The 15,984-nt window shown below is 67.8% G+C and carries 13 protein-coding genes; 8 read left to right on the forward strand and 5 right to left on the reverse strand.

Annotated features, from left to right (window positions below):
* Positions 1-127: 127 nt before the first annotated feature.
* Both U4Y88_RS37770 and U4Y88_RS18795 read right to left on the reverse strand, forming a co-directional pair.
* Positions 128-418, reverse strand: coding sequence for a hypothetical protein (locus U4Y88_RS37770; protein WP_405045124.1), 291 nt, complete (start codon positions 416-418; stop codon positions 128-130).
* 126 nt (positions 419-544) lie between these two features.
* On the reverse strand, positions 545-871 hold the full coding sequence (locus U4Y88_RS18795; RefSeq protein ID WP_224012512.1) for a DUF1840 domain-containing protein: 327 nt from the start codon (positions 869-871) through the stop codon (positions 545-547).
* A 372-nt stretch (positions 872-1,243) separates the two neighbouring features.
* Here U4Y88_RS18795 and argS point away from each other — a divergent pair, with 372 nt between their 5' ends.
* From argS to U4Y88_RS18825, 6 genes are all read left to right on the forward strand, one after another.
* The gene (gene argS, locus U4Y88_RS18800; protein ID WP_224012511.1) at positions 1,244-3,028 is read left to right on the forward strand and encodes an arginine--tRNA ligase; all 1,785 of its coding nucleotides are present in this window, start codon (positions 1,244-1,246) and stop codon (positions 3,026-3,028) included.
* Between the two features lie 132 nt (positions 3,029-3,160).
* On the forward strand, positions 3,161-4,003 hold the full coding sequence (locus U4Y88_RS18805; protein WP_224012510.1) for an SPOR domain-containing protein: 843 nt from the start codon (positions 3,161-3,163) through the stop codon (positions 4,001-4,003).
* A 190-nt stretch (positions 4,004-4,193) separates the two neighbouring features.
* Positions 4,194-4,847 (forward strand): thiol:disulfide interchange protein DsbA/DsbL, encoded by a 654-nt coding sequence (locus U4Y88_RS18810; RefSeq protein WP_224012509.1) that lies wholly within the window; start codon positions 4,194-4,196, stop codon positions 4,845-4,847.
* 14 nt (positions 4,848-4,861) lie between these two features.
* Positions 4,862-5,632, forward strand: coding sequence for an SDR family oxidoreductase (locus U4Y88_RS18815; RefSeq protein WP_224012508.1), 771 nt, complete (start codon positions 4,862-4,864; stop codon positions 5,630-5,632).
* Positions 5,633-5,842: 210 nt separating this feature from the next.
* The gene (locus U4Y88_RS18820) at positions 5,843-7,447 is read left to right on the forward strand and encodes an ABC transporter substrate-binding protein (RefSeq protein ID WP_321785613.1); all 1,605 of its coding nucleotides are present in this window, start codon (positions 5,843-5,845) and stop codon (positions 7,445-7,447) included.
* 379 nt (positions 7,448-7,826) lie between these two features.
* The gene (locus U4Y88_RS18825; protein ID WP_224012506.1) at positions 7,827-8,126 is read left to right on the forward strand and encodes a hypothetical protein; all 300 of its coding nucleotides are present in this window, start codon (positions 7,827-7,829) and stop codon (positions 8,124-8,126) included.
* Between the two features lie 128 nt (positions 8,127-8,254).
* Here U4Y88_RS18825 and fabI read toward each other — a convergent pair whose 3' ends face one another.
* Both fabI and U4Y88_RS18835 read right to left on the reverse strand, forming a co-directional pair.
* Positions 8,255-9,034: an enoyl-ACP reductase FabI gene (fabI, locus tag U4Y88_RS18830; protein ID WP_321785614.1), complete on the reverse strand. Its 780-nt coding sequence runs from the start codon at positions 9,032-9,034 to the stop codon at positions 8,255-8,257.
* A gap of 172 nt (positions 9,035-9,206) precedes the next feature.
* Entirely contained in the window at positions 9,207-12,176 is a 2,970-nt protein-coding gene (locus U4Y88_RS18835; protein WP_321785616.1) for a DUF3141 domain-containing protein, read from the reverse strand.
* Between the two features lie 624 nt (positions 12,177-12,800).
* Between U4Y88_RS18835 and U4Y88_RS18840 the strand changes: the two genes are divergently transcribed.
* Together U4Y88_RS18840 and U4Y88_RS18845 are read left to right on the forward strand one after the other, a co-directional pair.
* Positions 12,801-13,742 (forward strand): bifunctional enoyl-CoA hydratase/phosphate acetyltransferase, encoded by a 942-nt coding sequence (locus tag U4Y88_RS18840; RefSeq protein WP_310633568.1) that lies wholly within the window; start codon positions 12,801-12,803, stop codon positions 13,740-13,742.
* Between the two features lie 65 nt (positions 13,743-13,807).
* Positions 13,808-15,052 carry an acetate/propionate family kinase gene (locus tag U4Y88_RS18845; protein ID WP_224012525.1) on the forward strand — a complete coding sequence of 415 codons (1,245 nt, stop codon included), beginning with the start codon at positions 13,808-13,810 and terminating at the stop codon, positions 15,050-15,052.
* Positions 15,053-15,167: 115 nt separating this feature from the next.
* On the opposite strand, the gene U4Y88_RS18850 is transcribed toward U4Y88_RS18845, so the two are convergent.
* Entirely contained in the window at positions 15,168-15,845 is a 678-nt protein-coding gene (locus U4Y88_RS18850; protein ID WP_321785618.1) for an alpha/beta hydrolase, read from the reverse strand.
* Positions 15,846-15,984: the final 139 nt, after the last annotated feature.

A 15,984-nucleotide genomic window follows, 5' to 3' on the forward strand; every position in this document is an offset into this window, starting at 1 on the left:
CCATTCGATAGGCTGAATATTACGCGCGCGCTATTTTTCGGCTTTGTAAGATGGCAGCGCTTCACCTTGGCCTGACGCGGCGGCGCGCATCGTCCGGCGCCGCGCCGGCTCGATCATCAGCAAGTCCTTAAAAAAATCGCCTTTCGGAGAATCGTATGAAGAAGCTGGTGTTGATGTTGACCGCCTTTGGCGTCGCCGCGCTCGCGCAACCGTCGTTCGCCCAGCCGGCCGCGCCGCACGAGTCGAGCGCGGTGTCGTCGTATTCGGCGCCCACTGAAAAACACGTGAAGAAGCCGAAGAAAAAGAAGGCGAAGAAGGGCGCGGCCTCTGCGGCCGAGAGCGCGCCGGCTGCCGCCAGCGAGTAATCGCAGGCGGGCAGGTCATCGCGTACCACGCCAGCTTGCCAGTAGAAAAGCAAAGAGCCCGCATAAAGCGGGCTCTTTCTTTTTGCGCTTCATGTTGCGCTAGACGTTTGGGCGTCACGGCCGGCGCGCGGCGCGGCCTTCGAGGCCCGACGCTCACCGCCGCTCGCGCAAGGGGCGCTTCAGATGCCCCAAACGATGTCGTTGTCTTCCTTCTTCGCCGCGCGCAGCATGTCGAGGAACGGAAACGCGCGCTGCGCGAGACCCGGCTGCAGTTCGTGATGCTCGCGGCCCTCTTCGCCTTCGTGGAAGTGGCCTTCGTGCTCGGCACGGTCTTTCTTGTCGATGGCGATGGCCGCTTCGAGCTTGCCGATCGCCGTGTCGAGCTCGTCGTGCGTGATCACGCCGCGTGCGCCGAGCCGCTTGCCGATAATGCCGAGGAGATATTGCGCGAGATTTTCCAGCATCGTCACGTCAGGCGCCGCGTGGCATTTGAATGTAACCAGCATGTCTGTTCCCTTTATGATTTTGATGTCCGCTTGACCATGGGCCGGACGCCGTTGCGGCAACTCGCTGCGACTGGAGCGCGGCGACCGAAAAAGCACCCGCGGAAAAGCGTAACTGGCGAGCCTGGGCCTGTCGGGCATCTCATTTCACATATTAGCACCTGCTAAAATCCGTCTGGACGGAATTACCCGCAGGGCGCGGCCCTGTCCGCCCGGCCCGCTTGAGTGCCACGGCCACCGCCGCGATCCGCGTGCGGCGCGCGCTGGCCGGCGGCGGCGCCCCGCCCTCACCCGAATTCGACGGCACGCGCCGGCCTTTGCGCTTCCAGCAGGCCGGCCCCGCACCCAACTACCCGCACAGGACCTGCTACAAGCATGCTGCCCGCACAGAAACACACCCTGGAGACTCTGTTCGCCGACGCCGTCGCCCAGGTGGCGAAGGCCACCGAGGGCACGACCGAAGCCGCATTCGTCGTGCCCACGATCGCGCTCGAGCGTCCGAAGGTCGCCGCGCACGGCGACGTCGCCTGCAACGTGGCGATGCAGCTCGCCAAGCCGCTGCGCGCCAATCCGCGCGCGCTGGCCCAGCAGATCGTCGACGCCGTGAAGGCGCTGCCCGCCGCCGCCGGTCTGGTCGCCGACGCCGAAGTGGCCGGCCCCGGCTTCATCAACCTGCGCCTGACCGTCGAGGCCAAGCGCGCCGTGCTCGGCGCCGTGTTCGCCGAAGCCGCCGCGTTCGGCCGCTCGCAGCGCGAAGCCGGCAAGCGCGTGCTGGTCGAGTTCGTCTCGGCCAACCCCACGGGCCCGCTGCACGTCGGCCACGGCCGCCAGGCCGCGCTCGGCGACGCCATCTCGAACGTGCTCGGCTCGCAAGGCTTCGACGTGCACCGCGAGTTCTACTACAACGACGCGGGCGTACAGATCGGCAACCTCGCCGTCTCCACCCAGGCGCGCGCGCGCGGCCTGAAGCCGGGCGACGCAGGCTGGCCGGAAGCCGCCTATAACGGCGAATACATCGCCGACATCGCACGCGACTATCTCGCGGGCGAAACCGTCGCGGCCACGGACGGCGAACCCGTCACGGGTGCGAAGGACCCGGAAGACCTCGAAGCGATCCGCCGCTTCGCCGTCGCCTACCTGCGCCACGAGCAGGATCTCGACTTGCAGGCGTTCGGCGTGAAGTTCGACCGCTACTACCTCGAATCGTCGCTGTACACCGAAGGCCGTGTCGAGAAGACCGTCGAGTCGCTCGTCGCCTCGGGCCAGACCTACGAGCAGGACGGCGCGCTGTGGCTCAAGACCACCGACTACGGCGACGACAAGGACCGCGTGATGCGCAAGTCCGACGGCACCTACACGTACTTCCTGCCGGACGTCGCTTACCACGTCACCAAGTGGGAGCGCGGCTTCACCAAGGTCATCAACATCCAGGGCTCGGATCACCACGGCACCATCGCGCGCGTGCGCGCCGGCCTGCAGGCGCTCGGCGTCGGCATTCCGAAGGGCTATCCCGACTACGTGCTGCACAAGATGGTCACCGTCATGCGCGACGGCCAGGAAGTGAAGATCTCCAAGCGCGCGGGCAGCTACGTGACGGTGCGCGACCTGATCGAATGGTCGGGCGGCGCGAATCCGGGCAGCGAAGTCTCGCCGGATCTGCTCGACGAAGCGACCATCCGCCGCGGCCGCGACGCCGTGCGCTTCTTCCTCATCTCGCGCAAGGCCGACACGGAATTCGTGTTCGACATCGACCTCGCGCTGAAGGAAAACGACGAAAACCCGGTGTACTACGTGCAATACGCGCACGCACGCATCTCGTCGATCCTCGGCGACTGGCAAGGCAAGTTCGGCGGCAAGCTCGACGCGCTGCCGCAGGTCGACCTCGCGCCGCTGTCGAGCGAACGCGCGCTCGCGCTCATCGCCAAGCTCGCCGAATTTCCCGACATGCTCACGCACGCGGCCGGCGAACTCGCGCCGCACGCGGTCGCGTTCTATCTGCGCGAACTCGCGGCTGAATTCCACTCGTTCTACAATGCCGAACGCGTTCTCGTCGACGACGCGGCCGAGCGCGATGCGCGCGTCGCGCTGCTCGCAGCCACGCGCCAGGTGCTCGCGAACGGTCTCGCGATGATCGGCGTGTCGGCGCCCGAGCGCATGTAACGCAGGGGATGCATGGGTTGCGCCGCGCTGTGCCGCGGCGCGCCGCATGATCCCGTGAAGCGACATGTTTGGGGCGCGTCCGCGAGCGGGCGCGCCATTCCAGGATTCTCTTGTTTGCAGGTGATTCAGACGATGGCAAAACCGCGCCGCACTACAAAACAGCAGTCGAAACAGTCCGGGGGAACGTTTCTCGGTGTCGTGCTGGGCCTGATTGTCGGCCTTGCGATCGCGGTGGTGGTGGCGCTCTATATCACGCGCTCGCCCACGCCGTTCGTCTCGAAGGTCGCGCCGCCGGCCGCTTCGGACGCGAGCCAGAGCGAACAATACGATCCGAACCGTCCGCTGCAAGGCAAGACGCCGGGTCAGCCGGTGACGCCGCAAGCCGCGCAAAGCACGCCGCCGAACACCGCGCCGGGCCAGACCACGAACCAGTCGCAGTCGTCGGGCATGCTCGACGAGCCGCAGATCGTCGAAGTGCCGCCGTCGGGTTCCGCCGACAACGGCGCGAACAATGCCGCCAACAACAACGGCGTCGCAGTTGCGCCGAAGCCTTCGACGGGCGCGACGACCGACAATAGCCAGCTCGCACAGCCCGCGAAGAAGCCGCAGGCACCGAGCCAGCCCGCGCAGCAGCTCGCGAACAACCCGCCGCAGAAGTCGCCGAACGCGGCTCCCGCGCCGAATGCCGCGAAGCCCGCGCAGCCCGGCTCCGCCGCGCCGTCGGCCGCCGACGCCAACACCGGCTATTTCCTGCAGGTCGGTGCGTACAAGACCTCGTCCGACGCCGAGCAGCAGCGCGCGCGTCTCGCCTTCCAGGGCTTCGAGTCGAAGGTCACGCAGCGCGACGCGGGCGGCATCACGTACTACCGCGTGCGCATCGGTCCGTTCTCCAAGTTCGACGACATGAACTCGACCCGTCAGCGCCTGTCTGACGCCGGTATCGACACCGCCGTCATTCGTTTCTCGAAGCAGTAACCGCCGTCCGCGCCGCGCCGCCGCGCGCTCCGTCCCCCGCGCCGTCCGCACCGTTGTGTGCGCAAGCGTCGGTGGCGGAGCGCGCAGCCCGCGGCGCGATCTCATCCAGTAACGCCGCGGCCGCGCGCAGCCAGCGCGCCGCACCCATCGGGCCGGACGCCGCCGGCCTCGTCCAGTGGAACAACACGCTATGAAACGCATTCTCGGATCGCTCCTGCTCTCGCTCTCCATGATCGCCGGCGCCGCGCACGCCTCGCCTGCCGCGCCGGTCGCCAGCAAGGACTACACGGTGCTCAAGGCGCCGCAGCCGCTCGACGTGCCTGCGGGCAAGATCGAAGTGATCGAATTCTTCTGGTACGGCTGCCCGCACTGCAACGCGTTCGACCCGTACCTCGAATCGTGGATCAAGAAGCAGGGCCCGGACGTCGTGTTCAAGCGCGTGCCGGTTGCCTTCCGTGACGATTTCGTCCCGCATTCGAAGATGTACTACGCGCTCGACGCGCTCGGCCTCGCGCAGAAGCTCACGCCCGCCGTGTTCCATGAAATCCACGTGAACAAGAACTACCTGCTCACGCCGGAAGACCAGCAGAAGTTCCTCGCCACGCAAGGCGTCGATCCGAAGAAGTACATGGACGCGTACAACTCGTTCTCGACGCAGAGCGCGCTCCAGCGCGACAAGGCCATGCTCGACGCGTACAAGATCGACGGCGTGCCGACCATCGCGATCCAGGGCAAGTACGAAACCGGCCCGGCGCTGATGCAATCGACGGAAGACAAGGCGCTGCCGGACACGCTGCAGGTCATGGACTTCATCGTTTCGCAGATCCGCGCGAAGAAGATGTGAGCGCGCGCGCCGGCATGACACACCCGCTCAAGGTTTTCATCACCGGCGCGTCGAGCGGCATCGGCGCCGCTCTCGCCGCCGAATACGCGCGGCGCGGCGCCATCCTCGGGCTCGTCGCGCGCCGCGCCGACGCGCTCGAGGCGTTTCTCCAGGCTCATCCGCAGCACCCCATCTCGATCTATCCCGCCGACGTGCGCGACGCCGATGCGCTCGCCGCCGCCGCGCGCGCGTTCATCGCCGAACACGGCATGCCGGACATCGTGATCGCCAACGCGGGCGTGAGCCGCGGCGCGCTCACGGGCGAAGGCGAGCTCGCCACGTTCCGCGACGTGATGGATACGAACTACTTCGGCATGGTCGCCACCTTCGAGCCGTTCGCGCAAACCATGGCGCAGACGCGGCGCGGCACGCTCGTGGGCATCGCGAGCGTGGCGGGCGTGCGGGGGCTGCCGGGCTCGGGCGCGTACAGCGCGTCGAAGGCCGCGGCGTTCGCCTATCTCGAAGCGCTGCGCGTGGAGATGCGCCCGTTCAAGGTGCCCGTGGTCACCATCGCGCCCGGCTACATCCGCACGCCGATGACCGCGAAGAACCCGTACCGCATGCCGTTCCTGATGGACGCCGACCGCTTCGCCACGCGCGCCGCCGACGCCATCGCGCGCGGGCGCGCCTTCGCCGTGTTCCCGTGGCCGATGCGCGTGGTCGCCGCCCTGCTCGGCGCGCTGCCGCGCTGGCTGTACGACCGCGCTTTTGAGCGCGCGCCGCGCAAGCCGCGTACTGCTCAGTAGCCCCCCCCAGCCCCCACACTCGTGGGGGGGTGGCGATCGGCCTGCCGATCGCGGGGGGGCGCGCGATCACCCCCCCACTTGTGGGGGGGTGCGATCGGCCTGCCGATCGCGGGGGGGCTAACTGCGATAAGCTTCCCCGATCGGGCCCTCTCGCCACGCGGCAACCCGGCCCGCACACCAACGGCAAGACCCTGGCAAAACGGAGATTCCATGCGCTTCACCTCGCCCGCCCCCGTGCTCGCGGCCGCCCTGTGCGTGCTCGCCTGCGCGGCCACGCCCGCGCTCGCGAAACCGCTCACGGTCTGCACCGAATCGAGCCCGGACGGCTTCGACGTCGTGCAGTTCAACTCGCTCGTGACGACCAACGCCTCCGCCGACGTGATCTTCAACTCGCTCGTCAACTACGACGAAGCGCAGAAGAAGGTCGTGCCCGCGCTCGCGCAGTCGTGGGACGTGAGCGCCGACGGCCTCACCTACACGTTCCATCTGCGCCCGAACGTGCAGTTCCAGACGACCGAATGGTTCAAGCCCACGCACACGCTGAACGCCGACGACGTCGTCTTCACCTTCGAGCGCATGCTCGACGCCAATAACGCATGGCACAAGGTGGCCGGCCCGAGCGGCTTCCCGCACGCGCAGTCGATGGGCCTGCCCAAGCTCATCAAGTCGGTCAGCAAGGTCGATGCGAACACGGTCAAGTTCGAGCTGAACGAGCCGAACGCCACCTTCCTCTCGATCCTCACGATGGGCTTCGCGTCCATCTACTCGTCCGAATACGCCGATCAGCTGCTCAAGGCGGGCAAGCCGCTCGACCTGAACGCGAAGCCGGTCGGCACCGGCCCGTTCCAGCTCAAGAGCTACACGAAGGACGCGGTGATCCGCTACGACCTGAATCCGTCCTACTGGGGGCCGAAGCCGAAGGTCGACCGCCTGATCTACGCGATCACGCCCGACGCCGCCGTGCGCGCGCAGAAGGTGAAGGCCGGCGAATGCCAGATCGCGCTGTCGCCCAAGCCGCAGGATGTCGCCGACGCGAAAAGCGACAAGGCGCTCAAGGTCGTGCAGACGCCCGCCTTCATGACGGCCTTCGTCGCGCTCAACACGCAGAAGAAGCCGCTCGACAATCCGAAGGTGCGTCAGGCGCTGAACATGGCGTTCGACCGCACGACGTATCTGAAGACGGTGTTCGACAACACGGCCACGCCCGCGACCAATCCGTGGCCGCCCATCACCTGGGGCTACGACAAGGCGATCCAGCCGTATCCGCACGACATCGCCAAGGCCAAGGCGCTGCTCGCCCAGGCGGGCGTGCCCAACGGCTTCTCGACGACGATCTGGGTGCGTCCGAACGGCAGCGTGCTCAATCCGAATCCGCGCGCGGGCGCCGAGCTGCTGCAGGCCGATTTCGCGAAGATCGGCGTGAAGGCGGAGATCAAGGTGATCGAGTGGGGCGAGTTGATCAAGGAAGCCAAGCAGGGTCAGCACGACACGCTGTTCATGGGCTGGGCCGGCGACAACGGCGACCCGGACAATTACCTCTCGCCGCTCTTTAGCTGCAACGCCGTGCAGTCGGGCATCAACTTCGCGCGTTTTTGCGATCCGCAGCTCGACAAGCTGATCGCCGACGGCAAGGCGACCGCCGATCAGGCGAAGCGCACCAAGCTCTACGAGAGCGCGCAGAAGATCATCCACGATCAGGCGCTGTGGATTCCGCTCGGCTATCCGACCGCCGCAGCCATCACGCGCGCGAACGTGAACGGCTATCAGGTGAGCCCGTTCGGCCGCCAGAACTTCGGCGCGGTGACCGTGCAGTAAGCGGCGGCCAGACCGCTCGAAGCATTCGAAACGCACGAAACGCACGAACCGCGCGGCAAGCTGGCTGTGCGATGGAAAAAAGCCGGGGCAAGTCCCCGGCTTTTTTGCGTGCGCCTGCGCGCCGGCCTGCGCGCCGCCCACGTTACGAAGCGGTAAAGACGCAACAATTTGCGTGATCCGCACCTTCAAAAATCGCCTGGCAGGTTCCGCCCGATCGCCCGCAAAGCCCGTCGCCATTGGGCTTTGGCGAATGCGAGGTGCGGCTTGCGCCCTTTCATCGCGCTGTCAAACCCGAGACGATTGTTGCAGGTTCGTAATTTTCGGCGGCGCGCGGCGGGCTAGATTGGAGTCGTCCATTCATCCAGCGAAGGAGACTCGAATGAACACGAAGACGAAGCTGATTGCCGCCCTGGGCGCCGGTGTCACGATCCTTGCCGTTTCGCAGACCGCCATGGCCGGCGTCTCGGTCGGCCTCGCCATCGGCGCACCCGTGCCCGTGTATGCCGCGCCCGCGCCGGTCTATGCAGCGCCGACCTATGTCGGCTGGCACGACGACCGCCGTTGGGACGATCGTCGCTGGGGCGATCGCCGTTGGGAAGATCATCGCTGGCACGATCGTCATTGGGGCAGCGACCGCCGTGGCGACTATGGCCGCGACGACGGCTATCGCCGCTGGTAATCCTGCCGCGTGAGCGCCGTCTCACGTAGACGGCTCACGCACACGACTCACGCGCCGCAAACGACAACGCCTCGCAAATCGCGAGGCGTTGTCGTATCCCAGGTGAGCGGCAAGCAGGCGCGCGAAGCTCACGCCATGATGTGCGCGCCGCCGTCGACATACACCGTGTTGCCGGTCAGCCGCCGCGCGTAACGCGTCGCGAGATACGCGGTGGCGTAGCCCACATCCATGATGTCGACGAGTTCGCCGAGCGGCGCGCGCTCGACCGCTTCGGCGAGCATGCGGTCGAAGTCGGGCAGCCCCGACGCCGCGCGCGTCTTGAGCGGTCCCGGCGACACCGCATGCACGCGGATGCCCAGCGGCCCGAGTTCGTACGCGAGATAGCGGCACGACGCTTCGAGCGCCGCCTTCACCGGCCCCATCAGGTTGTAGTTGGGCACGACGCGATTCGCGCCGTCGTAGCTCATGGCGAACAACGTGCCGCCGCGCGGCATCAGCGGCGCGGCACGTTTAGCCATCCTGATGAACGAGTGACACGACACGTCCATCGCATACGCGAAACCTTGCGCCGACGAATCGAGCAGACCGCCTTGCAGATCGGCCTTCGGCGCATAGGCGATGGAATGCAGCGCGATGTCGAGCGAGCCCCACTGCTCGCGCACGGTCTCGAATACGGCGTCGAGTTGCGCGTCGTCCTCGACGTTGAGCGGCAGCAGCAGCGTCGCGCCGAGTTCCTGCGCGAGCGGTTCGACGTAGGGCTTCGCCTTGTCGTTGAGATAGGTGAGCGCGAGTTCGGCGCCGAGTTCGGCGAACGCGCGCGCGCAGCCCCACGCGATCGATTCGGCGTTCGCGACGCCCGTCACGAGCGCGCGCATGCCGGCGAGCGGCCGGTCGGGAAGTGGGTGCATGACGGACCTCGCTGGTGATGTCGCGGCGGATTTCACCGCAGGGTTCGGATACGGCTCAGTGCGGAAATTCGTGGGTAAATTCGCGGATAAACGCAGGGATAAATTCACGCGCGGCGCGCCTTCATGCACGCGCCGCGCGTCGTCGCGGATGATCTCGCGCTATCTATCGGCTTCACTCGCCCGCGGACCGCGCCGCGCGGCGGCGCCCCGCAGCCGGACGCGCCGTGCGCGTGGCAACGGGCGCGCTCGCGGGACGGGCGCGGCGCGCGGCGGTTTTGGCCGCCGTTTTCGCCGCGGGCTTGGCTGCGGCTTTCGCGGCGGTCTTCGTGGCGGTCTTGGCGGACGGCTTCGCTTCAGGTGCCTCGACAGCCTGCACCGCGGCTTCGACGGCCGCCTTCACTTTCGCGTTCGGCGCGCGGCGCGGCTTCGCGGCGGCGGGTTTGGCTTCGTCCTTCGGTGCTTCGTGCGCCTCATGCGCCTCGGCCGAAGCCTTCACCGGCGCGCCGCCCGTCGTCGACGTCGACGAGCCTGAACCACTGCTCACACCACCCGGGCCACCCGCGCCACCGCTCGCACTGCCGCCGTTCGGCGGCGGCGGCAGCGGCTCCTTCTCGCTGCCCGGCTCCAGCCCGAGCACGCGCTGCACTTCGGCGAAACGCTCCGCACGCTCGCCTTCGAGCGGACCCGACGCGCTCGCGACCTGATACACCGCCGACATCAGCAGCCGACGCGCACGCGCCTCGGGCACAAGATCCGGCAGCGCGTCGATCGCGGCCTGCGCATCGAGCTGCACGATCGCGCCCTGGCGGCGCGCGGCTTCCTTGAGTTCCGCGATGCTCGGCTGACGATCGCCGAAATACTCGCGCGCCAGATCGCGCATCTTCTGGAACGGCCGGTACTGCACCACGTGCATTTCATCGGCGAGGAAGGCCATGATGCGCATGAACACGTCGAGCATCGTCGCCTTGTGCACGTGCGCGTGCGCCGCGCGCAGACGCATCTGCGCGAGTTCCTTGCGCAGCGCCGTGAGCGGCGGCGCAATCGGATCGAGCGGCAAGTTCGGCGCGACGCCCACCCACGCCTGCACCCACGGCGCGGTGTAGAGGCCGTAGAAGGTGCGTTCGGTCCACGTGTCGCGCGCGTCGCGATACGCATCCCACACGGCCTCGATGCTCGCCGACACCTGCTTTTCAAGCAGCGTGAACGGGTTGTCGCGATCCGCCGGCTTGCGATGCGCGCGCACCGCGTCGGCCACGGCGGGCAGCGCGCCGAACACCGGATTCGCATCGCTGAAGAAGCTGCGCTCCACACGCGACGGATGCGACTCGCGCAGCAGATGTGCGCTCAGCGCGTTGCTCGACGCACGCACGGTCGGCGAGACGAACAGATCGTAAATACGCTGATTGCTCTCCGCGAGACGGCGCACGACCTCGAACGGCTGCTCGTCGTCGCGGCCATCGTCGAGCGCGAGAATATCGTCGATGGTGCGGCGCTCGAAGCGGATCTCGTAACGCCCTTCGAGCGCTTCGAGACGGCCCGCTTCCGGCGTCGAATCGGTGATGCGCGCCTCGTAGAGTCCGGGCGGCAGCACGTCGATCAGATCGAGCGCCGAAAATAGTTCGGTGTGCTCCTTATTCGCCACGCTGGCCGACACGAAGATGCCGAGGTGCCCCACCTTGTCGTGCAGGCAATAAACGATCACCTGCTCGTTCGCGACGATCTCGTCCACGCTCGCGTAGAGATCGGGAATCCAGTTCAGCGCCTGTTGCGGCGGCGTGATGTTGTCGCCCCACGAAGCGAGCACGATGATCGGCGTGCGGATGTTGCGCAGATCCACGGGCGCGCGCGCGTTCTTCGCGTAGACCTCGTTGCGCGTGAGGTGATTGCCGACGAACAGGTTCTGCACGATCCAGTCGATTTCCGCGCGGTTCAACTGGAAGTGGCCGCCCCACCAGCGCTCGAATTCGAGGAAGCGCTCGCGCTCCGTATCGACCTTCGCGTAGAGGTTGTAGAGCTTGCCCCAGAACGTGTTCGACGGATTGAGGTTCTCGAAGTTGGTGACGAGGTGCGCGCCGTCGAAGTGGCCGTCGCCGAGATCGGCGGCCAGCGAGGACATCCACGAGCCGCCGAGCATGCCGCCCGAATAGCGCATCGGATTCTTGCCGCGCACGCCGGCCCAGTACGAAAGCGGCGAGCCCGCGAGCATCAGCGGGCCGACCAGCGAAGGCGCGGACGCGGCCAGCAGCGCGGCCGCCCAGCCGCCCTGGCAGTTGCCGATCACGAAGGGCTGGCCGTCGGCGTCGGCGTGCAGCTCGCGCACTTTCTGCAGAAACACGGCCTCGGCCTTGCCGACCGATTCGATCGTCTGCGTGTCGGTCGGCACCGGGAAGAACGTCACGAAGTAGCACGGATGGCCCTTGCGCAGCGCGATGCCCACTTCGCTGTCCATCTTGAAGCCCGCGATGCCGGGGCCGTGGCCCGCGCGCGGATCGATCACGACGAACGGCCGCATGCGCGGATCGGTTTCCACGCCTTCTTCCGGCTTGATGCGCAGGAGTGCGTAGTTGCAGGGATCGTCGAGTTCGCGGCCGTCGACGATCACGTCGTAGTCGAACGCGAGCACCGGCGGCATGCCGGCTTTCTCGTGCATATAGGTCTGGTTGCCGCGCTCGCGCAGCACGTCGAGGAACAGCACGCTGCGCTGCCAGGCGTCGAACAGGTAGTCGTAGAGCGGCTGGATCGCGGCGGGCGCGGCGGCGGGCAGAGCCGGCATCGCGGGCATCGGCGCAATGGCAGAAGCCGCCGATCCCGCCGAAGCGGCGCTCACGGCTTGCGCGGCCTGTTGCGCCTGTGCGAACAGCGGGTTCTGCGCGGGATCGAAGGCCGCACCGAACGCCGGCCCGAAGGCGGACTTCAGCGCCGTCTGCGCGGCCTCGGCCGATTCGGCGAAGGCATTGGCGAGCGGCGTGAACAGCGGCGAAATTGACGAAAGGGACGAAAGCGACGAGAGCGAAGGAAACGGTGAAGGCAGCGAGGTCAGCGGCGAAGACAGCGGCCAGAGCGGCCAGAAGGCGTTGGGCGCGGCGTCTTGCGGCGCGGCGGTATCGGACGAGAGTGCAGGCGAGAGGGCGGGAACTGCCACGACACGAATCTCCTTTAAGGGGGAGCGCGGGGCGTCTCGCGCAGGCCGCGCGAGCGGTCCTGGGAGGCGGCGCGCGTCCGGCGCCGGGCCGGCGAAGCACATGCGCTACGGATCGGCTGACGGCGCAAGGCATGAACTGGCGCACGCGCGGCGCGAACCCGGCAGGCGGCAAAACCGCCGGGCGAGCGCGGCCGCCGTGCCGTGCTGCAATGCAGTATCCCAATCTAGGCAGCACCCGGACGAAAGTCAAGGCGGGCCGGATCGGGTCGTCCTCCCATCATCGCGGCGCGCCGTGAATGCGGCGTGACAATCGGGCCGATCGGACGTGCGCGGGGCGTGCGTGCGCGCACTGCGGCAATCGGTATCGGCACTGTTTTTCGCGGCTCGCGGCGCCTTGATGGACGCCGATGTGCGGCGATGCGCGACGAATCGGCGCGCGCGCGGCAGGGCTGGGCCCGTGCGCCGGGCGCGCACTTTTCGACCGGCCCCGCGCACGCTGGACTACACTGTTAGCGCTTTGCGCGCCGCAACATACGCATGCCGCATCGACGCTGCGCGCGCCTTTTCGGCATCCGGTTTTCCCGTGTGGTTTCAGTCAACGTAGCGCCCTTCGAAGAGACGGACATGACTGCATCGCCCGACAAGTACTCGGTTCTGCTGGCCCGCTGCGCCGGCCTGCCGCCCGTGCCCACCGCCGTCGCGCATCCGTGCGATGTGTCGTCGCTGACGGGCGCGCTCGACGCCGCCAACCTCGGTCTCATCTCGCCGATCCTCGTCGGCCCCGAGGAGAAGATCCGCTCGGTCGCGCAGGAGGCCAATCTCTCGCTCGACAACGTCGTGATCGTCGACGCGCCGCACAGCCACGCCGCCGCCGAGCGCGCCGTGCACGCGGTACGCGCGGGCGAGGCCGAACTGCTCATGAAGGGCAGCCTGCACACCGACGAACTGCTGCACGAAGTGGCTTCCGGCGCGAACGGCCTGCGCACCGAGCGCCGCCTTTCGCACGTGTTCGCGATGGACGTGCCCACGTATCACAAGCCGCTTTTCATCACCGACGCCGCCGTCAACATCTTCCCCAAGCTCGCCGACAAGGCCGACATCGTGCGCAACGCGATCGACCTCGTGCAGGCGCTCGGCATCGGCACGCCGAAGGTGGCGATCCTCGCCGCCGTGGAAACGGTCTCCGACAAGATGCCCTCGACGATCGACGCCGCCGCGCTCTGCAAGATGGCCGACCGCGGGCAGATCGCGGGCGGCCTGCTCGACGGCCCGCTCGCCTTCGACAACGCGATCAGCGCCGAAGCCGCGCGCATCAAGGGCATCACCTCGCCGGTCGCGGGCGACCCCGACATCCTGCTCGTGCCCGACCTCGAAGCGGGCAACATGCTCGCCAAGCAGCTCACCTTTCTCGCGGGCGCGGAAGCGGCGGGCATCGTGCTCGGCGCGCGCGTGCCCATCATCCTCACGAGCCGCGCCGACACCGTGCGCTCGCGTATCGGGAGCTGCGCGATCGCGGTGCTGCTCGCGCACGCGCGGCGCGCGCGCATAACGGCGGAGGCACTGTGACCGCTCACCTCACTTCCGCCCAGCTTGGCGAACAGCACGCGGGCCAGCACCCTGCCGAAGGCCAGATCGTGCTGGTGGTGAACGCGGGCTCGTCAAGCATCAAGTGTTCGGTGTATCGCGTGATCGACGATCCGCGTGCCGAAAGCGGCGCGCGTGCGATTCACGGCGCGGGCGGCCAGATCGAAGGCATCGGCGTGGCGCCGCGCGTGGTCGCGCACATGGCCGACGGCCGCCTGATCGTCGACGAAAAATTTCCGGTCGCGCAGGTCGCCGACCACGACGCCGCGTTCCGCCTGCTGCGTCTCGTGCTCGCCGTGGGCCTGCGCGACACGCCGCCCGCCGCGATCGGGCATCGCGTGGTGCACGGCGGCGCGCACTTCAAGGACGCCGTCCTCATCGACGATCAGGTGATCGAGGAGCTCGACGCGCTCACGCCGCTCGCGCCGCTGCATCAGCCGCACAATCTCGCGGCGATACGCGCGGTGCGCGTCGCCGCGCCCGAACTGCCGCAGGTGGCGTGCTTCGACACGGCCTTTCACGCGGGCAACGACATCATGGCGCAGCTCTTTGCGCTGCCGTTCCACTACTACGAGGAAGGCATCCGCCGCTACGGCTTTCACGGGCTCTCGTACGAGTACATCGCGCATCATCTGCACGCGGTCGCGCCGGATATCGCGCGCGGACGCGTGATCGTCGCGCATCTGGGCAACGGTGCGAGCCTGTGCGCGATGAAGGACGGCAAGAGCGTGGAAACGACGATGGGCCTCACGGCGCTCGACGGCCTGCCGATGGGCACGCGCTGCGGCGCGCTCGACGCGGGCGCCGTGCTCTGGATGATGGCGCACGGCATGGATTACGCGGCGATCGAGAAGCTGCTGTATCAGGAGTCGGGGCTCAAGGGGCTCTCGGGCATCAGCAGCGACATGCGCGAACTGCTCGCGAGCGACAGCCAGCAGGCGAAGCTCGCGGTCGACTTCTACACGTACCGGATCGCGCAGGAAGTGGGCAAGCTCGCCGTGGTGCTCGGCGGGCTCGATGCGCTGGTGTTCACGGCGGGTATCGGCGAGCATGCGGCGCCCGTGCGCGCGCAGGTGTGCGAGCGGCTCGCGTCGATGTTCGGCATCGCGCTCGATACGGCCGCGAACGACGCGGGCAAGGAGCGCGTGACCGCGAGCGGCAGCCGTGTGCCGGTGTTCGCGATTCCCACCGATGAAGAAGGCATGATCGCGCTGCACACGGCGCGGCTGCTGCGCGAGGCGCATTTACACGCGCAGCCCGATGCGGGCGCGGCGGCGCGGCTCGGGCAGTGAGTGTGATGGTGGGTGTCAAGGTGAGTGTCAAGGCGGGGCGCGCGCATCGCTCGATGCGCTAATCGCGCCCGCCGCCTTCGGTCAATCCCTTCAGGCATTGCCTCAGGCAATCTTTTCAGGCAAACGCCTGCGCGCCCGGCAAGCCCGGCCATTCCTGCGCCGTGCGCCGATCTTCGCGCTTCTCCTCGCGACTCACTTCAGGCAGCCCGTCGGCGGGCGCTTCATCGTCGCGCAGACGCTTCGGCGCCTCGCAATGCACGAGCGTATCGATGAAATACTTCGCGCGCGGCCACGGACCGAAGCCCGCCGCCGTGTTGATATGCCCCGCATCGCCGAGATTCACGAACGCGCTGCCGAGTTGCTGCGCGAGCTGGCGCGCGCCGGTCAGCGGCATCCACGGATCGGTTTCGCTGCCGATCAAAATCGACGGCACGGTGAGACGCCGCGCCTCGAACGGCCCGGCGAAACGAAACTTCTCCGGGCTCGCGGGCGCGACGAACAGCACGCCCGCCACATCCGCGCCGAGCGTCCCCTGCAGCAGCGCATGCGCGGTCACGAGGCAGCCGAAGCTGTGCGCCGCGAGCAGAAATGGCCCGCGCTCGCGCGCGAGACGTTCGCGCAGCGCCTCGCTCCAGATGGCCAGATCGGGGGCGTCCCAGTCGGCCTGCTCCACGCGCAGCGAGTGCGCGAACTGGCGTTCGAGCCAGGTCTGCCAGTGCGCGCCGTCGCTGCCGTGCAAACCGGGCACGGTGACGAGTCGCGGCGGCCAGCGGGATTGAGCGCACGAAAGCATGATTTTTTCCTCGCATCGAGAGGTCGAGAACGGATTGTGATCCGCGACCCGCGCGCGCCGAACCAATTTTTTTTGCTTTGCTTTTTCGCCGACGCCCGTCAGGATGCCGCGTCGCCGCCCGCGCCGAGAAAGCCGGGCC

The sequence above is a fragment of the Paraburkholderia sp. J94 genome (genome assembly GCF_905220285.1).
GTDB classification, from domain to species: domain Bacteria; phylum Pseudomonadota; class Gammaproteobacteria; order Burkholderiales; family Burkholderiaceae; genus Paraburkholderia; species Paraburkholderia tropica_A.